This is a genomic window from Parvibaculum sp., assembly GCF_030651915.1.
GTDB lineage: Bacteria > Pseudomonadota > Alphaproteobacteria > Parvibaculales > Parvibaculaceae > Parvibaculum.
The window spans coordinates 288,469-305,309 of the sequence record NZ_JAUSBV010000002.1 but is presented as its reverse complement, the minus strand read 5'-3'; the positions used below and the strand labels follow the sequence as shown (position 1 = coordinate 305,309).

Genomic DNA, 16,841 nt, shown 5'->3' with positions numbered 1-16,841 from the left:
GGCGGAAACTTTCGGCAAAAGGGCTACAGGAGCACCAACCTAGCGCCAAATCGCCGCCGCCGCACCCGCCCGGACCGCCAATTCAGGGAGACATTCGGTCGCGGACGATGGGCCCTGCCGCCGCGCTTGCAGCTCAGGGCCGTTCGCGGCCCGCATGGCGCCAGCGCGTGACGATGGCCTCAAGGCCCGCGCGGTCGAGATTGGGCCGGCTCCATGAATCGGAGAAGGCGGTATTGACGTTGCGCGGCAGGCCCTTCGCGGTGACATCGTGAAAGCGAATGCGCATCGGCATGGCAACGCCCTGCCCCAGAACGATCGCCTCGCGGTCGCCCAGAAGTGGCAGGAAATCGAGCAGGTCGAGCGCCCCGTCATGCGTATTGGCGCGCATCACCTGCTGGTCGCGCTCGGTCGACAGCCGCATCGCCACCGCGGTGCTGCATTGGGAAAGAATGGTCGCGTCGAGTTCCGACGGACGCTGCGTCACCAGTGCCAGCGACAACCCGTATTTGCGTCCTTCCTTGGCGATGCGCGACAGCGCCTGGCGCGTCGGCTCGAAACCTTTCCCGGTCGTTGCCGGCGCATAGCGATGCGCCTCTTCGCAAACGAGCAGCATCGGCAATCCGCCCTTGCTCCACACGGCGAGGTCGAAGGCGAGCCGCGCGATCACCGAAATCACCACGTCGAGAATTTCAGGCGGCACGGTCGAAAGGTCGATCACCGTGATCGGCCGGCCGTCATTCGGTACACGGAACAACCGGCCGAGAATATCGGTCATCGTGTCCTGCACCGTCAGGCTGCCGAACATGAAGCTGTAGCGCTGGTCGCTCGCCAGCGTTTCGATGCGGCTCTTCAGGCGCCGGTAGGGCATCGTCTTCTGCGTCCGTTCGAGCTTGCCAAGCTGTTCGTCGATCACCGACAGCACATCGGACAGACGGAACGGCGTCGGCGCATCGACCGTCATGCCGCTGAGATCGCCAGGCCGGCGCGCCAGCTGGCGGCTCGACGAAGCATCCGAATAGCGCCGCTTCGCGGTCAGCACGGCGTCGCTGAGAATCTCGACCTCGGCGTCGTGATCGGCGTCGCCGCTGGTCAGCGCCGCGGCCAGTTCCTGGAAATTCAGCAGCCAGAACGGCAGGTGCAGATTGGTCGGATCGATCAACTCGGCGCGTTCGCCGAACGCCGCCGGATATTCGTTGTGTACGTCGAGAACGACGATATGGGCATGGTCGTGCTGCATCAGCACGCGTTGCAGGATCGCCGTCAATGCGCAGGATTTGCCGCAGCCGGTCGTGCCGACCACGATAAAATGTTTGGCCAGCAGATCGTCGGTCAGGAAACGCGCCGGCACCGCCGGGTCCTGATAGAGCGTACCGACTTCGATGGTCGCGACATTCGGCTGCGTGTAGACACGCGTCAGATCGTGACGATCGGCCAGCAGCACCGCATCGCCAAGCGTCGGCAGATGGGCGACACCGCGGCGAAAGCTCAGCCGCCCGTCCTTGGGATCGAGGGCAACTTCGCCGGCGAGATTGATTTCGATCAGACCGATATCCTCGCCGCCGCCCATCGCGGGTGACGGCGCGCTGACGGCCGACACAAGACCGACAACGGTCGCGGCCGGCGTCGGCATCTTGACCAGCTGGCCGATTTCGACGCGCGTCGGCTCCGCACCCGGCGTCTTGTCGCGCTCGAGTACGGCGATCGCCTGCGAGCCCGACACCGACACGATATGCGCGATGCGGCGAGGCGGCGCGGCGGGGACGCCACGGCGCTCGACAAAGGGCGGCGCCTCCGGTTCGGGCGGGCCGCCGGGCGCGACATCGGCCTGCGGCGCAGGCGGCGGTACGGCGACACTCATTGCAACAGGCCTTGTGAGAGGGGGGGGTGCCGATCGGAACGCTGCGGCGGCAGCGTGAAGAAGACGGTCGTCCCCTTGTTCGGTTCGCTATGAACGTGAAACTCGCCGCCATGCAGGCGCGCCAGCGCCGCCGCGATCGGCAGACCGAGGCCGGTTCCCTCATGGCCGCGCGCATAGCTCGATTGCACCTGGCCGAACGGTGTCATCGCATAGGCGAGCTGCTTCTCGTTCATGCCGATACCGCTATCGGCGACGGCAACCGTGGCGCCGCCATCCGGGGCGCGCGTCGCGACCAGCACGATGCGCCCGCCCTCGGGCGTGAACTTGTGCGCATTCGACAACAGATTGATCAGCACCTGCTTGATGCGCCGGACATCGACCGGCACTTGCGGTAGATCCTTGTCGGCCCTGATTTCGAGCGTCTGACCTTTTTCGCGCACACGCGGTTCGATCAGCACCGTACAGGCGTCGATCAGTTCGCGCAGGCCGTAGAGCTCGGTCGACAGCGTGAATGTGCCGCTTTCGATTTTCGAGATATCGAGAATGTCGGAAATGATGTTGAGCAGATGCCGTCCGGCGCCGGCGATATGCTCGGCATATTCGGCGGTCTTTTCGGATGGCTTGCCGGTCGCGGCAATGTGCTGGATGAACTCCGAAAAACCGATGATCGCATTGAGCGGCGTACGCAGCTCATGGCTCATATTGGCGAGAAATTCGGACTTGGTACGGCTCGCGGCATCGGACTCGATCTTGGCCGTACGCAACGCCGCTTCCGACCGCCGGCGTGACATCAACTGTCCAAGGTCGGTCGAGTAGTCCGCCAGCAGCGATTTGCGGCGCGCCTGCGATATGTTTTTCTGGCCGTACATTGCTGTTTTCAGAGCCCTGCCCCTGGGAGGAGACCGGCTCTCAGCATACGCGCCGCCACCTTGCCCGGAGGTAAACGGGCCCTTGAGAAAATCGCTAAATTTGCCGCATATCGGACCGGCAAGGACAGATCGGGGAGGAAATCATGCGGCAAACCGGCTTGGCTCTGGCGGCCCCTCGGAGCCGTCGCCGCGCTCTGGCTTCTGGCCGCGCCGGAAAGAGGCAGCCGCCTCCGGGTCAGACGACGCGGAAATTCCGGAATTGCCAGGGATCGCCTTCGTCGAGTTCTTCCTCGAAAAGGAGGCCCCGGTCGAGCAGCGGCGTCCAGTCGCTATAGGCGCCGACCATCTTCCCGAGATAGGGCCGGCAGATTTCGAGAATCCGCTCGAAATCCATTTCCTCCGGCTCGACGATCCAGCGCCCGGCGTTTTCGATCGCCCAGATGACGCCGGCCAGCACCGCCACCGTCACCTGCAGGCTGGTCGCGTTGTTATGCGGCACAAGGCGGCGCGCCTCTTCGATCGAAAGCTGTGAGCCATACCAGTAGGCGCCGCGCGCATGGCCCATCAGCAGCACGCCCAGCTCGTCGATGCCGGCGCTGATCTCCTCCATCATCAGCCGCCTGGCTTTCTGGACCTGCCAGTTCTTGCCGGCGAATTCATGCACCGACAAAACGGCATCGTCGCAAGGGTGATAGGCATAGTGAACGGTCGGCCGGTATTGCGCGGCGCCGTTTTCATGCACCGTGAAATAGTCGGCCAGCGAAATCGCTTCGCCATGCGTGATCAGAAAGCCGTGATAAGGCCCTTCGTTCGGCGTCCAGCTCCGGACCCGCGTCGAGGCGCCCGGGCGCGCCAGATAGATCGCGCAGCCCGGCCCCCCGGCATGGCGATGCCCGTCATCCGGGAAATGCCGTTCATGGGTGCCCCAGCCAAGCTCGGCCGGTTGGCAGCCCTCGCTGACAAAACCGTCAACCGACCAGGTATTGACGAACTCGCCGATGCGCTTGGGCGTTGGCGACACTTGCGTATCCCGTTCGGCGATGTGGATGACCTTGACGCCGAGCCTTGCCGAAAGCCGCGCCCAGTCTTCGCGCCTTTGCGGTTTTGTGACCGCCGTCTTCGTATCCGCGGCAATATCGAGAAGCGCCTGTTTGACGAAATGCGAGACGAGGCCCGGATTGGCGCCATGCGTCAGGATCGCTGTCGGTCCGCCCGCATGCTTCGCCTTCAGCGCCATGGCGTTTTCGCGAAGCGCATAGTTGGAACGCTGCGAGGGCGAGCGCGAAGCATCGGTATATTGACCGCTCCACGGCTCGATGCAGGTGTCGAGATAGAGCGCGCCCTTGGCGCGGCAGAATTCGACCAGCGCCAGGCTCGACACATCGACCGAGACGTTGAGCAGGAAGTCGCCCGCCGACAGCAGCGGATCGAGCACCGAGAGGTAATTACCCTTGCGCAACGGCGTCACTGCGAACCCGACACCATAGGCTTCAGCGACATCCCGCCCGCCCTCATCGGCGGTCAGGATCGAAATCCGCTCCGCTGCGACATCGATATGCCGGAGCAGCAGCGGCAGCACGCCCTGCCCGATGCTGCCGAAGCCGACAATGACGATACGGCCCTCGAAACGGGCATGCTTGATGTCGGACGCCATGACTTGCCTCGATCTCGTGCCCGGTCGGAATTCCGTCCGCGAAAGATTTATGACAGTTTTGTGACAGTTCGGTGACAGAGGGGGGGTATGGTGCCGCTTGGGTGACTCGAACACCCGACCCCCTCATTACGAATGAGGTGCTCTACCAACTGAGCTAAAGCGGCGCCGGAGCGGCAGAAACCCAGCCGCTCAAGGGCCTCAGATACCCCGCCCCGCGCCCTTTGGCAACCGCCCTATTCGACCTCTTCCGGTTCTTCCTCGACCACCACAGCGCTTGAAGCCGGCGGGGCCAGCGCCACCGCGAGAAAGGCCGCCACTGCTGCCGCGCTCTCCACCGGCACCTCTTCCATCGGCACATGGCCGACATTCTCGTAGATCACGAGTTCGGCATGCGGGATGCGCTCCTTGAACGTGTTGGCCGCGGCAACCGGAATGAGCAGGTCCTTGTCGCCCCAGATGATCAGGGTCGGCATCTCGATGGCCCCGAGACGCTCCGCGAATGCCGCCTCATCGCGCCCGGCATAGCTTGCGAAACGGATCCGCGTCGCATCGCGATTGCCTTCGTGCAACGACAAGTCAAAATAGCGCGACACCATATCGTCGGTCACCTTCGACTGGTCGACAAAGACCTTGCGCACACCCTCTTCGACGACCGAACGCGGCAGGACATAGCGCATGACCTTGCTGAGAACGGGCATCCGCGCGAGGCGGAAAGCAAGCGGCGGGTCGGTATCGTCGCGCACCACCGGCACACCGGCAGAATCGACCAGGATCAGCGCCGAGACACGCTCGGGATGCTCCATCGCATAAAGCGCCGAAACGCCGCCGCCCATCGAATTTCCGCCGATCGCGAACCGCGTCACGCCGAGCGCGTCGGCCAGTTCGTGGACGAACGCCGCCATGCCTTCGCGGCTATAGTCGTCACCCGGGACACGACCCGTCAGGCCATGGCCCGGAAGGTCCATGCTGATGATGCGGTAAGTGCCACCGAGTTCGGCAACCCAGGGCTCCCATGTATGCAACGAGGCATTGGAGCCGTGAACCAGCACCAGAGCGGGGCCATCCCGATTGCCTTCATCGCGGAAATGCGCGCTGGCCCCCGACGGCAGCGTCACGAACTGCGAAGCACCGCCAGCATATTTCCCGATCAGTTCCTCACGCGGCACATCGAACCGCATGACCGAAATGACAATCACCACAAACGCCAGAACGATCAGCGTCAGCGTTCCGACCAGTATCCGCTTCACCATTTCCGTTCCCCCTCTTGCGTCTCTTCGGCAGCACCGTCCGGGCCCGGATCGTCAGGCAAGGGCGGTTGAAAGACGACCGTCTCCTTGGTCGCCACCCGCGCCGGCAACGAAACGCCCACAGCCGCCGGTGCCGGCGTTTCCGCTCTCGCCGCCTCCGCCTCGAACGCGACAGGCCGTTGCACCTCGCGCGCAAGGCCGATGACGGGCGCCGTCCAGACCAGCTGATCGAAGGCGCCCGTCATCGGATTGATCGGCGACCAGCGCGACGACCGATAGCCTTCGCCAGTCCAGAGCGGGTCTTCCGGTGCATGAAGCGCGCGGGCAAGCCAGCCCCGCGCCGCGCCTCTGTCGCCAAACGCACCTTCTTCGATTTCAGCCATCAGCTCGCAGATACGCTGCGTCGGCACTTCATGTGCGTCGGGTCCGACATAGGCGCCGAGCGCTTCGCGCGCTGCCGGCCAGTCGCGCGCACCGATCGCGCCGCGTGCGACAAGAATGCGGCTCTCGATATGATCCGGATGGTGCGCCGCCAGTACACGCGCGCGAACCGCACGGTCATAACCGCTTTCGCCTTCGATCATGTCGAGCCAGACATCGGCGAGCTCGGGATGCGGCGCGGCGCTCCAGGCCGCCTCGAGCAGCCGCGCCGACTTGCGCGTACGTCCGGTCTCGGCACAGAGCCGCGCCGCAAGCGCTACCGTCGGCGGAAATGTTGGCGCGAGCGCCACCGCGTCGAGCGCCAGGGCGACGGCTTTTTCAAGTGCTGCGCTTCGCGCCTCGCCTGTCTGTCCACGCGCAGCCTCGACGGCCGTCATCGCCTTGCCGGTCAGGAGAACCGCGCGGCGGCGGCGCGCCATGTCGCGTGAAATGACCCGTGCCGACACTTCGCGATCAAGCGTCTTCAGCGCCGCGTCCCAGTCCTCCTCGGCGGCTTCGATTTCGAACACCGCCTGTGCCGCCCAGGGCGTTTGCGGCCGAAGTTCGAAGGCACGTCGCGCGTGAGCAAGCGCCAGATCCCGATCGCCGGCCCGCCGCGCCTGGATGAACAGCCCGCGCAAACCCAGAAACTCGGTCTCCGGCGCTTCGAGCATCCGTTCGAAGTAACCGGTCGCAGAGGTCTCGTCGCCTTCGAGTTGGGCAGCCTGCGCGGCAAGCAGCAGTGTCAGCGGCGGCGCATCGAGCAGCTTGTGCGCCTGCGCCGCATAGCGCTTTGCATCTGCCGCATCGCCCGCGGCAACGGCGACCATGCCGCGCGAAAGTGCCAGGAAGCCTTTTTGCTGGCGGCGCTTTTCGAGAAATGCCGAGACGCTGGCCGGCGTATCGACAAAGATCGACACGACGCGATAGACGAGCAGCACCAGAAAGGCCGCGAGCGCCATCGCGCCGACACCAACAACAAAACTGGTGCGGATTTCATAGCCGCGCCAGTGCATCGTCAACTCGCCGGGATTGTCGGCGAGCCAGATTGCGAGCGCGCTCAGAAGCGCGATAACGACAAAGATAAACAGGGCGCGCAGCATCGCGGCTTCAACCCCCGCTCTGAGAGAGCTGCGTCGCGACGCGTGCCGAAAGATCGCGCAGCAAGGTTTCGGTTTCGAGTCGCGCCTGTGCATCCTCAAGCCACGCCGCCGCCGCGACGCGCGCGGGACCTTGAAGCAAATTGCCTTCAGCTGCCGCGGCCGCAAGATCGTCGATTTTCAGACGCTCTTCCATGCGTGCGACAATCGCCTCGGTCGTCTCGCCCGAAATCTCGCCTGTGCGTCGGATCGTCACCAGCGATTTGGCGTTGGCGACAAAGCGCGACCAGAGGCCTTCATCCCCGGCGCGGCGCTCGGCATCGAAAATGCCTTCGACCACCGAAGGAAACCGCGCCTTGAGCGCAGCGCGTGTTGCAACGCCGCTCGCCGCCGCGTCGGACAATGAGGTCAGGCCCGGCTCATCGGGCAGGAAACTGGCCACCGCATCGAGTTCCGCCGCGAATGGCCCTGCCGTCTCGGCAACGCGGGCAAGATTGGCAAGCGCAAGTCCGAGCGCCGCACGCGCCGCCGCATCCGGATCGTCCTTCTTTTCCTCAAGGAGAACGACGCGCGCTTCCATCGTTTCGATCTGCGGCGCGAGCGTGGCAAGCCGCGCATCAAGCGCCTTCACCAGCACATCGAGGCTGCCAACATGGTCGGCAATGCCGGCGGGCGGAAGACCCGCGGCCAGCGCATCGATCCGATCCTGCGTGACGCGCGCCATGCGGCGCGTATCGTCAAGCGCCTCTTTCAGCAATTGCTGCTCTTCGGCAAGCCGGCCCAGTTGTGCGTCCGGCGCCGCCGTTTCGGCAGCGATGACCTTTGCCTCCGTTGCATCGAGACGCGCAGCCAGTGCTTGCACACGCACGTCGATGCTGTCTGCGCTGTCGCCATTGCTGATCTCGGTCGCGGCAATCCGCGCCGTGAGATCGGCGAGTCTTTCATCGGTCGCGGTGTCGATCGCAGGCGCGCCGAAGCCAAGAATCCAGGCCGCAACAAGCGCGACGGCGGCGCCGCCGAAACCGGCGGCAGCGGCAAACGCCAATCCACCGGCCGACGCCCCGCCATCGAGCGCTTGCCGGCGTGTTTCGGCCCCGCTCGTTTGCGCCTCTGCCGAGCTTTCGCCACGCACCTCTTCTGCCGTTCCCTCAAGCGTGCGGGGCTCCTTGCGCGGCTTTTCATTGCGCCGCCGTGCTTCCGCATCCGGCTTCAGAATTTCGGGTTCAGGACCCTTGCCCGCATCCGCATCGTTTGAATCAGTCATAAGGAACCATCTTGGGGGGATCATGCCGGTTCGGCCGACACTATAGAGGCTCAAAGGCGCCCGGTCAGGACGAAGTTCAGATGAATTCAGCTCTCGATCAGGGCCAGCATTGCGTTCTGCTCCGGCCGCTCCGCGATTTTCACCGTAAGAACGGCCACATCGCCCAGCGCCTCGGCGACGGCGGGCGACAGGCAATAAGCGGTGATCGCAGCAAGTTCGGATTCCAGGCCCGCATTGTGCACCAGCGACAGAAAGAGGCGGGCCGTTCGCGGCGAATAGAGGAGAACGCCATCGATACGACCTTCGGCAATCACCCGCACCGCCGGTGAGGGGAGCGCGGCAACCGGCACGGCCTCGTAGAGAACCACCCGCTCGACCTCGAAACCCTGAACCTCGAGAACCGCCTTGAGGTCGCCGGCCACGACGCTGCCGGCCACGTGAAGCAATGGCCCGCCATCGGGCGAAAGCTCCAGACAGACCAGCGCCGCGAGCGCATCGGCGTCGCCATCCGCCGCCTCGACCCACCGGAAGCCGGCATCCGCCATAGCCTGGGCGCTGGCCGGACCGACCGCGAGAACCCGCACATTCTTCAACGCCGCCGCCTGTCGATGACGCGCCAGCGCCCGTGCCCCATTGGCACTGGTCACGAGCAATGCCTGCCAGGCGCGCTCGGACAGTTCTGCCGCATCGAGATAGCGGATCGACATCACGGGCGCCATCACCACCTCATGGCCGCGCGCGGCAAGGACGCGCGCGAGCTCGATCGCATCCTCCTCAGGCCGGGTGACGAGGAGCCGCATGGCGTCTCAAACCCCGTCGAAGAAATGCGGACCCGCACGGGATTTGAGTTCGAGCCCGGCATCGCGCCCAAGCGCAATGCCATCCGTTGCCAGACCTTCACGCGTCGTTTCGAGAACTTCCGAACCATCCGGCGTCAGGATCATGGCGCGGAGATGCAGTCGCTCACCCGAAATTTCGGCAAGCGCGGCAATCGGTGTGCGACAGGAACCGTCGAGAACGGCAAGCAGCGCGCGCTCGGCGGCGACGCGCAGTCCGGTTTCCCGGTGATGGATCTTGGCGAGCAGATGCGCCGCCTCGTCATCACCTGCCCGGCGCTCAATGCCGATCGCTCCTTGTGCCACGGCAGGCAACATGTCTTCGGGTGACAGCGGCGCCGTCGCCTTGTCCTGAAATCCCATGCGGATCAGACCGGCCATTGCGAGCAGGGTCGCGTCGGCGACACCCTCGGCAAGCTTCCTGAGACGCGTGTCGACATTGCCGCGAAACGGCACCACACGAATATCGGGCCGGAGGGCCCGGACCTGTGCGGCGCGGCGGAGCGACGAGGTGCCGACAATGGCGCCCTGCGGAAGGGCCCCAAGCGTCGCGGCTTTGGACGACAGAAAGGCATCGCGCGGATCGGCGCGCTCCAGCAGACAATCGATGATCAGCCCGTCGGGCAGTTGGGTCGGCATGTCTTTCATCGAATGAACGGCGATGTCGATACGGGCATCGGCAAGCTGCTCTTCGATTTCTTGCGTGAAAAGCCCTTTTCCGCCGATTTCGGAAAGGGCGCGATCCTGCACCCGGTCGCCTTCCGTGCTGATGACGACGATCTCGGCCGCATGTTCGACCGACAGATGCTGCGCCTGCGCGATCCGGCGCGCCACTTCGTTGGCCTGGATGAGCGCCAGCTTCGATCCTCTGGTGCCGATGCGATAGCGCCGTTGCATGCAGGGTCTCTAAGGTTGTATGCCAGCCGGGAAATTCTCCGGCTGCGGGTTTGCCGTTCGGGCTTCTTATAGCCCGTTTATCCCCCTTGCGAGAGGGAAAGGCTGACCTTTTGAGGCGCAAAACCCGTGACGAAACCGCTCACCCTGCTCGGCATCGAGACAAGCTGCGACGAAACGGCCGCTGCTGTGGTGCGCCGCGGCGCAGGCCCGGAGGCCAAGGGCGAAATTCTCTCCAATGTCGTTTTCTCCCAGATCGCCGAGCATGCGCCCTTTGGCGGCGTGGTGCCGGAAATCGCCGCCCGCGCCCACGTCGAGCATCTCGATGGTCTGATTGCGCGCGCGTTGAAAGAAGCCGGGATCGGTTGGGACGATATTGATGGCGTCGCCGCGACCGCCGGACCGGGCCTGATCGGCGGCGTCATCGTCGGCCTGATGACGGCCAAGGGCATCGCAGCGGCGCGCGGCCTGCCTTTGCTGGCCGTCAATCATCTCGAAGGCCATGCACTGACGGCACGCCTGACCGACGGTCTGCCCTTCCCCTATCTGCTGCTGCTGGTCTCGGGCGGTCACAGCCAGCTTCTGGTCGTCGAAGGCGTCGGCCGCTATCGCCGCCTTGGCACGACGATCGACGATGCCGTGGGCGAAGCTTTCGACAAGGTCGCCAAGCTGCTTGGCCTCGGTTTTCCCGGCGGGCCGGCGGTCGAGCGCGCCGCACATGAGGGCGACGCGACGCGCTTCGCCTTGCCCAGGCCAATGATGGGCCGCCCGGGCTGCGACTTTTCGTTCTCGGGTCTCAAGACCGCTGTACGGCAGACAGCCGAAAGCCTCGGCCAACTGGGCGATCAGGACCGCGCCGACATCGCCGCCTCGTTTCAGGCCGCCGTCGCCGATGTGCTGGCCGAACGCACCGAAAATGCAATGGCGCTCGCTTCCGACACGATCCCGCCCGGCCATCGCCACCTCGTCGTCGCCGGCGGTGTCGCCGCCAATATGATGCTGCGGGAGCGATTGAAGGTTTCGGCCCATGCCTGTGGTTATGAAATCGTCGTCCCACCGCTAAAGCTTTGCACCGATAATGGCGCGATGATTGCCTGGGCGGGTGCCGAACGGCTGGCGCTGGGTCTCATCGATCCGATCTCGGTCAGCCCGCGCGCCCGCTGGCCGCTCGACCCGGACGCGATGCCGGCGCGCGGCGCCGGCGTGAAAGCCTGAAAGGAATACGCATGAGCCTGCAGCTACCTTTGATCGACCTGTTGATCCGCTGGCAGATCAAGCGCCGCTTTCGCAAGAACCCTGATGTGAACCTGCTGCGCCCGCTAATGCTGCAGATGGAAGCGAGATCGTCGAAGCTGCCGGCCGGCATCGTCTGCGAGGCCGTGGATCTCGGCGGTGTTCTGGCCGAGAGACTTTCGGCGGCAGACAACCGCACCGACGCCGCCATTCTCTACATCCACGGCGGCGGCTTCGTTGCCGGATCGCCGCGCACGCATCGTCCGCTCACCTGGCGGCTCGCCAAGGATGTCGGTGTGCCGGTCTATGCGGTCGACTACCGGCTGGCGCCGGAACACCATTTCCCGGCGGGGCTCGACGATTGCGTGACGGCCTACCGGGCGCTGCTGGAAGGCGGGCTGCCTGCCAAATCCATCCTTGTCGGCGGCGATTCGGCCGGCGGAAACCTGACGCTTGCGCTCGCATTGCGCCTCAAGGCCGAAAATCTGCCGCTGCCGGCGGCGCTGATCTGCCTGTCTCCGGCCACCGACATGACCGGGGGCGGTACGTCGATGCAGTCGAATGCCGAGGCCGACGCGATGTTCGTGCCCGAACTCATGGCCAGCCTGATGCCGGCCTACTGCCCGGGCGCCGATGCGAAAAACCCCTACCTCTCGCCGTTATTCGGCGACGTGTCCGGTTTTCCGCCGACGCTCTTTCAGGTCGGCGACCGCGAGATACTGAGGGACGATGCAGTCAGCATGGCGGCAGCTCTCAAGGCCGCCGGCGCCGAGGCGACGCTCGAGGTCTGGCCGAAGGTCTGGCATGTCTGGCAGCTCAACGCCGACATGCTGCCCGAGGGGCGCGAAGCGATCACGCATATCGTGCGCTTTGCCTGCCAGCATCTCGACTGACAAAAAAGAACCCCGCCGCGGGGAAAGCGGCGGGGTCAAGAGACCCTTGGGGGGCAAGGGCCTTGGGATCGCCGGGCTCCCTGAGGGGGAGGGGGAGGAGCCCGGACGGGGAAATCAGACGATGGTGGCGACGCCCGAGGTCTGCACGATCAGCGCGAGCGTGTAGGCCACAAACAGCGCGGCGATGGCTTTGGCGGCGACGCGCTCCACAAGGGGGGAAACTTTCCGGTTCTGCGTCATGGCGATGGTCTTTCGAATAGCGGGCGGCCGAGCCGCCCTTGATGGGGTGCCGTTCCCGCTCAGGCCGCGTACTGGGAGGCGATCTGAGCCAGGAAGGCGAGCGAGTAACCTGCGACAACGACCGTGATGACGCGGTTGGTCAGCTTGCTGGTGATGTTGATCATGGCTCTTTCTCCTGTGTTCCTTCGCGGCGGTTTCGGTCCGGTGTCCCGCCGACAGAGGGGATTTAGGAGGCCCTGAGTGAGAAACAATGAACAAAATAAAAAATGTTCAATCATCAGGATTTATGTTGCCGCACTGCAACACAAAACACGGTCACAGCCTGTGTTTTATGAACGAAAACAGCGCACTAAGCCATTCATTGCCACGCTGAATCAAACCATGCAGTGCAATAGAACTAATGTGTTGGGAGGAGTTTTAGAGCGATTCAAGCTTCCGCGAGCAGCTTTTGCGGGTCGCAACAGGCAGCGCCGCCTTTCAACCCGGCGACGATCAGCTGATAGACGCCCTCAAGCTCTCTTTCGAGTTTGTCGAGCGGCAGGCGCGTGAAAAGCTGCGGATAGCTGAACTTCAGAGTGGCGGCCTGGATCATCTCAGCGGCGAATTCGGGTTCGGGTACCTTGAACTCGCCGGACATATTGCCGAGCTCGATGATGCGGACCAGAACCTCGCGTTCGCGTTTCAGACCTTCGTTGTGGAACTCGGGACGCTCGGCGGTGACGATCTGCGCCATCTCGACGATCTTCCGGTCTTCCTCGAGTTTGTGGAAAGTCTCGCGCAGATCCATAAAGAGAAAGTCGTAGAGGCGCTCGGCGGCGCTCCGGCCAGCCGTCGTAAGGATGCGCGACAGATCCTCGGCCGTCTGCATCGACGCCTCGCGGCAAATTTCCTCGGCGATGTCGAGCTTGCCGGGAAAGTAGCGATAGAGATTGCCCGGCGACATCTCGCAATCGGCGGCGAGCTCCGCCATCGTCGTTTTGGTATAGCCGTAATGCGTGAAGCGCCGCTTGGCGGCTTCGATGATTTTCTGGTGCGTGGCGTCGTGAGCGGTCATACAAATGATTGTAATGCGGCGGAATAAATAATCAACGAACCGTTCAATCGTTAGCACCTGCAGCACCATGCGGGACGGAGGGCCCTGTTGGCCGAAAAAATTGCCGGAGAGAAGAAGATCACGACCGCCATCAAAAGCATCGGCGTCGTCGGCGCGGGCGCCTGGGGAACGGCGCTGGCGCAGGTCGCGGCGCGCGCCGGTTGCCGGGTGACGCTGTGGGCGCGCGAGGCGGAGGTTGCCGACGGGATAAATGCCCGCCACGAAAACGCGACCTTCCTGCCCGGCATCGCGCTCGATGCCGGCATCCGCGCGACGACGGCGCTGGCGGAGATGAGCGCGGCCGACGCGCTGCTGATGGTGACGCCGGCCCAGCATATGCGCCGCGTACTGACGGAACTTGGCCCCGCGCTCGCGCCGGCGACGCCTGTCGTCCTCTGCGCCAAGGGCATCGAACAGGAGACCGGCAAGCTCTTGACCGAAGTGCTGGCGGAAGCCGCGCCGCAGGCGCAAGCCGCCGTGTTGTCCGGCCCGAGCTTTGCCGCCGAAGTCGCGCGCGGCCAGCCGACCGCGGTGACGCTGGCCTGCGCCGACGAACGGACCGCCGAAGCGCTCGCCGCCGCGATCGGCCTGCCGACATTCCGGCCTTACTATTCCGCCGACCTGATCGGCGCCGAAATCGGCGGCGCGGTCAAGAACGTGCTGGCGATCGCCTGCGGCATTGTCGAAGGAAAGAAATTCGGCGAGAGCGCGCGTGCCGCCCTGACGACGCGCGGCTTTGCCGAACTGACGCGGCTCGGTCTTGCGATGGGCGCGCGCGCCGAAACGCTGACCGGACTTTCCGGTCTCGGCGATCTGATCCTGACCTGCAACTCGATCAAGTCGCGCAACATGTCGCTCGGCATGGCGCTGGGCGAGGGAAAGACACTCGAGGAGATCATGGGTTCGCGCCACTCGGTCAGCGAAGGCGTTTTTTCGGCCGCCGCCGTCGTGGCGCTGGCGAAGAAGCACAAGGTCGAAATGCCGATCGCCGAAGCGGTCGCGGCCCTCGTAACCGGCAAGACGAGCGTCGACGAAGCCATTGCGGCACTGCTGTCGCGCCCCTTCCGCGCCGAGATTTGAAGCAACGAAAACGAGATGGAACCCCGCCCATGCTTTTCTGCCTGATCTACACCGACAAGCCGGACGCGCTGGAACTCCGCCTCGCCAATCGCGAGGCGCATCTGAAATACTGGGGCGAGGCGGCTTGCGTGAAGATCGGCGGGCCCTTCACCAATGACGATCAGAGCGTGATGAACGGTTCGCTGCTGGTGATCGATGTCGCCGATCGTGCCGCGGCCGAGAAGCTCGTCGAGAACGATCCCTACAACAAGGCCGGCCTCTTTCAGCACACGGATGTGCGCGCCTGGAAATGGCTGCTCGGCCCCAAGGAATAAGCGCGAAGGAACGGCGAACATGGCCTACTGGCTTTTCAAATCCGAACCCTCGACCTGGTCGTGGGACGACCAGAAGAAGAAAGGCGCCAAGGGCGAGCCCTGGTCGGGCGTGCGCAACTATCAGGCCAACAACAACATGAAGGCGATGAAAAAGGGCGACCTCGGCTTCTTCTATCATTCGGTCGACGAGAAGCGCATCGTCGGCATCGTCCGCGTGATCGGCGAGCATCACCCCGACCCGACCGACGAGACGGGCCGCTTCGGTCTTGTCGACATCGAGGCGGTGTGCGACATGCCCGAACCGGTAACGCTGGCCGACGTCAAGGGCGAGCCGCGCCTGGCCGAGATGGCGTTGCTGAAACAGTCGCGCCTCTCGGTGCAGCCGGTGCGCGCCGAGGAGTGGAAACGGATCTGCGCCATGGGCGGCTTGAAGAAGGCGCCGTGACCGGGGATAACTTGATCCGTTGACGGAGGATGAAGGCCGGAATGCACAGCCGATTGGCAGCAAAAACAGGCCAAAACACCCCCTCTGTCACAAAACTGTCAAAAAACTGTCACAAATGGAATTTGAGCGCTTCTCCGTGCCGAGATGAGAGACAACCAGAGAGACGAATTCGTCTCTCTTTTCGTCGCGCCATCGCAATGCAGCATCGACTTGTCCCCGCTGCGGGGACAAGTCCGCGATTTATCCCCGCTGTGGCAGGAAGGACGCAGCGCAGCGCTGCGCTGTGGAGTTTGTGTGACAGCGGAGAAGGGGCGCCCTCACGCCACCTCGAATTTCCGGAAATCCTCGATCAGCCCCTTGACCGACAGCGCGACCAGTTTTTCGCCGTCTTCAGGATCGGCGAGCGAGGGGTCGGAGCCGATGCGGCCGTCGGGGAAGGCCGCGCGGTAGCTTTCGGCGTCGGTATAGCGGCCCCAAGGCGCGACCTTGGGGTTCATCTCTGCCTGCTTGATCGCGGCCGGATAAACGAATTGCGTCACCGCGACTTCCGATGGCGTCGCATGGGCGCCATGCGACGAACCGTAGCGCGTCTTGCAGAAATCGGTGACCGGTTTGAAATCCCACCAGTTGGCGCGCTTGCATTTGACCGGGCCGCGATTGGAGGCCTCTGCACTCAGCGACCGGTCGGCATAGATCTCGGCGAAGGCCGCCTCGATGGTCGCGACATTGCCGCCATGACCGTTGAAGAAATAGATGCGCTCGAAACCGTGGCGCGCCAGCGACGACACCCAGTCGTGAATGGCGGCGATCATCGTCGAGGGTCTGAGCGTCATCGAACCCGGAAATCCGAGATGATGCTGCGCGACGCCGACATTGAAAGTCGGGCCGACCAGAAAGCCGGCTTCGGCCGCCGCGCGCTGCGCGATCGCTTCCGGACAGATCGCATCGGTGCCGATCAGCCCGTTCGGCCCGTGCTGCTCGGTCGAGCCGATCGGGATCACAATCCCTTTCGACTTTGCCAGATAGGCCTCGATCTCGGGCCAGGTGGAAAGATGCAGCAGCATGGGGGGAGCATAGAGGAGGCGGGGGAGAATGTGGAATCGGGGATGGCACCGCAGGACAAATGCAGGAAAAGGGAAGGACTCACGCAGAGGCGCAGAGACGCAGAGGTGTCGTGACGCGGGGCAATGGCATCAGACCCTCGCAAGCACCGCTTCCTTTCTGCCGGGCTTCGCCCGGCAGGAACAATCAGGCGACTGGAAACGGGATGCGGCCACGCTTGCATTCCTCTCTGCGTCTCTGCGCCTCTGCGTGCAAAACCCTTTCTGCGTCGAAACGGCAAAGGAATGGATGGCTTCCCCCTTCGCTCCTTCGGAGCTTCGGCGGACAGATCGCTTCGCA

The 16,841-nt window shown here is 64.2% G+C and carries 16 protein-coding genes and 1 tRNA gene; 5 read left to right on the top strand and 12 right to left on the bottom strand.

The window, feature by feature from the left end; translation table 11 throughout:
* Nucleotides 1–133 precede the first annotated feature (133 nt).
* The 9 genes from Q7V31_RS01935 to hemC all read right to left on the bottom strand — a co-directional run bounded on the left by Q7V31_RS01935 (nt 134) and on the right by hemC (nt 10,145).
* Nucleotides 134–1,858: an ATP-binding protein gene (locus Q7V31_RS01935; RefSeq protein ID WP_304732126.1), complete on the bottom strand. Its 1,725-nt coding sequence runs from the start codon at nt 1,856–1,858 to the stop codon at nt 134–136.
* Nucleotides 1,855–2,727 (bottom strand): sensor histidine kinase KdpD, encoded by an 873-nt coding sequence (locus Q7V31_RS01930; protein WP_304732125.1) that lies wholly within the window; start codon nt 2,725–2,727, stop codon nt 1,855–1,857. The genes Q7V31_RS01935 and Q7V31_RS01930 overlap by 4 nt, the downstream gene beginning before the upstream one ends.
* A gap of 235 nt (nt 2,728–2,962) precedes the next feature.
* Nucleotides 2,963–4,381 carry a homospermidine synthase gene (locus Q7V31_RS01925; protein ID WP_304732124.1) on the bottom strand — a complete coding sequence of 473 codons (1,419 nt, stop codon included), beginning with the start codon at nt 4,379–4,381 and terminating at the stop codon, nt 2,963–2,965.
* A gap of 88 nt (nt 4,382–4,469) precedes the next feature.
* A tRNA-Thr gene (locus Q7V31_RS01920) sits at nt 4,470–4,545 on the bottom strand.
* A gap of 69 nt (nt 4,546–4,614) precedes the next feature.
* Nucleotides 4,615–5,631 (bottom strand): alpha/beta fold hydrolase, encoded by a 1,017-nt coding sequence (locus tag Q7V31_RS01915; RefSeq protein WP_304732123.1) that lies wholly within the window; start codon nt 5,629–5,631, stop codon nt 4,615–4,617.
* Nucleotides 5,625–7,151 (bottom strand): heme biosynthesis protein HemY, encoded by a 1,527-nt coding sequence (locus tag Q7V31_RS01910; protein ID WP_304732122.1) that lies wholly within the window; start codon nt 7,149–7,151, stop codon nt 5,625–5,627. The genes Q7V31_RS01915 and Q7V31_RS01910 overlap by 7 nt, the downstream gene beginning before the upstream one ends.
* Nucleotides 7,152–7,158: 7 nt before the next feature.
* Nucleotides 7,159–8,412, bottom strand: coding sequence for a COG4223 family protein (locus tag Q7V31_RS01905; RefSeq protein ID WP_304732121.1), 1,254 nt, complete (start codon nt 8,410–8,412; stop codon nt 7,159–7,161).
* 86 nt (nt 8,413–8,498) lie between these two features.
* Complete coding sequence (locus Q7V31_RS01900) at nt 8,499–9,212, bottom strand: uroporphyrinogen-III synthase (RefSeq protein ID WP_304732120.1); 714 nt, start codon at nt 9,210–9,212, stop codon at nt 8,499–8,501.
* Nucleotides 9,213–9,218: 6 nt separating this feature from the next.
* Nucleotides 9,219–10,145 (bottom strand): hydroxymethylbilane synthase, encoded by a 927-nt coding sequence (hemC, locus tag Q7V31_RS01895; RefSeq protein ID WP_304732119.1) that lies wholly within the window; start codon nt 10,143–10,145, stop codon nt 9,219–9,221.
* A gap of 126 nt (nt 10,146–10,271) precedes the next feature.
* Between hemC and tsaD the strand changes: the two genes are divergently transcribed.
* Nucleotides 10,272–11,357 carry a tRNA (adenosine(37)-N6)-threonylcarbamoyltransferase complex transferase subunit TsaD gene (tsaD, locus tag Q7V31_RS01890; RefSeq protein ID WP_304732118.1) on the top strand — a complete coding sequence of 362 codons (1,086 nt, stop codon included), beginning with the start codon at nt 10,272–10,274 and terminating at the stop codon, nt 11,355–11,357.
* Nucleotides 11,358–11,368: 11 nt separating this feature from the next.
* Nucleotides 11,369–12,268: an alpha/beta hydrolase gene (locus tag Q7V31_RS01885; protein WP_304732117.1), complete on the top strand. Its 900-nt coding sequence runs from the start codon at nt 11,369–11,371 to the stop codon at nt 12,266–12,268.
* 114 nt (nt 12,269–12,382) lie between these two features.
* On the opposite strand, the gene Q7V31_RS01880 is transcribed toward Q7V31_RS01885, so the two are convergent.
* Together Q7V31_RS01880 and Q7V31_RS01875 are read right to left on the bottom strand one after the other, a co-directional pair.
* A complete protein-coding gene (locus Q7V31_RS01880; RefSeq protein ID WP_304732116.1) occupies nt 12,383–12,508 on the bottom strand; it encodes a hypothetical protein in 126 nt (41 codons plus the stop codon).
* 427 nt (nt 12,509–12,935) lie between these two features.
* Nucleotides 12,936–13,562 carry a TetR/AcrR family transcriptional regulator gene (locus Q7V31_RS01875; RefSeq protein ID WP_304732115.1) on the bottom strand — a complete coding sequence of 209 codons (627 nt, stop codon included), beginning with the start codon at nt 13,560–13,562 and terminating at the stop codon, nt 12,936–12,938.
* A gap of 87 nt (nt 13,563–13,649) precedes the next feature.
* Here Q7V31_RS01875 and Q7V31_RS01870 point away from each other — a divergent pair, with 87 nt between their 5' ends.
* Genes Q7V31_RS01870 through Q7V31_RS01860 form a run of 3 tightly spaced genes read left to right on the top strand, consistent with a single transcriptional unit; the run spans nt 13,650 to nt 15,440 of the window.
* A complete protein-coding gene (locus tag Q7V31_RS01870; protein ID WP_304732114.1) occupies nt 13,650–14,681 on the top strand; it encodes an NAD(P)H-dependent glycerol-3-phosphate dehydrogenase in 1,032 nt (343 codons plus the stop codon).
* A 29-nt stretch (nt 14,682–14,710) separates the two neighbouring features.
* A complete protein-coding gene (locus tag Q7V31_RS01865) occupies nt 14,711–14,995 on the top strand; it encodes a YciI family protein (protein WP_304732113.1) in 285 nt (94 codons plus the stop codon).
* A 19-nt stretch (nt 14,996–15,014) separates the two neighbouring features.
* A complete protein-coding gene (locus Q7V31_RS01860) occupies nt 15,015–15,440 on the top strand; it encodes an EVE domain-containing protein (protein WP_304732112.1) in 426 nt (141 codons plus the stop codon).
* Between the two features lie 317 nt (nt 15,441–15,757).
* Here Q7V31_RS01860 and Q7V31_RS01855 read toward each other — a convergent pair whose 3' ends face one another.
* Entirely contained in the window at nt 15,758–16,504 is a 747-nt protein-coding gene (locus tag Q7V31_RS01855) for a creatininase family protein (protein WP_304732111.1), read from the bottom strand.
* Nucleotides 16,505–16,841 lie beyond the last annotated feature (337 nt).

Bases quoted from the DNA above. Each gene is read 5' to 3' on its own strand.
- Q7V31_RS01860 (WP_304732112.1), top strand. From the start codon at position 15,015: ATGGCCTACTGGCTTTTCAAATCCGAACCCTCGACCTGGTCGTGGGAC.
- Q7V31_RS01875 (WP_304732115.1), bottom strand. From the start codon at position 13,562: ATGACCGCTCACGACGCCACGCACCAGAAAATCATCGAAGCCGCCAAG.
- Q7V31_RS01855 (WP_304732111.1), bottom strand. From the start codon at position 16,504: ATGCTGCTGCATCTTTCCACCTGGCCCGAGATCGAGGCCTATCTGGCA.
- Q7V31_RS01865 (WP_304732113.1), top strand. From the start codon at position 14,711: ATGCTTTTCTGCCTGATCTACACCGACAAGCCGGACGCGCTGGAACTC.
- Q7V31_RS01930 (WP_304732125.1), bottom strand. From the start codon at position 2,727: ATGTACGGCCAGAAAAACATATCGCAGGCGCGCCGCAAATCGCTGCTG.
- Q7V31_RS01885 (WP_304732117.1), top strand. From the start codon at position 11,369: ATGAGCCTGCAGCTACCTTTGATCGACCTGTTGATCCGCTGGCAGATC.
- Q7V31_RS01915 (WP_304732123.1), bottom strand. From the start codon at position 5,631: ATGGTGAAGCGGATACTGGTCGGAACGCTGACGCTGATCGTTCTGGCG.
- Q7V31_RS01905 (WP_304732121.1), bottom strand. From the start codon at position 8,412: ATGACTGATTCAAACGATGCGGATGCGGGCAAGGGTCCTGAACCCGAA.
- Q7V31_RS01935 (WP_304732126.1), bottom strand. From the start codon at position 1,858: ATGAGTGTCGCCGTACCGCCGCCTGCGCCGCAGGCCGATGTCGCGCCC.
- Q7V31_RS01880 (WP_304732116.1), bottom strand. From the start codon at position 12,508: ATGACGCAGAACCGGAAAGTTTCCCCCCTTGTGGAGCGCGTCGCCGCC.
- Q7V31_RS01900 (WP_304732120.1), bottom strand. From the start codon at position 9,212: ATGCGGCTCCTCGTCACCCGGCCTGAGGAGGATGCGATCGAGCTCGCG.
- hemC (WP_304732119.1), bottom strand. From the start codon at position 10,145: ATGCAACGGCGCTATCGCATCGGCACCAGAGGATCGAAGCTGGCGCTC.
- Q7V31_RS01925 (WP_304732124.1), bottom strand. From the start codon at position 4,381: ATGGCGTCCGACATCAAGCATGCCCGTTTCGAGGGCCGTATCGTCATT.
- Q7V31_RS01910 (WP_304732122.1), bottom strand. From the start codon at position 7,151: ATGCTGCGCGCCCTGTTTATCTTTGTCGTTATCGCGCTTCTGAGCGCG.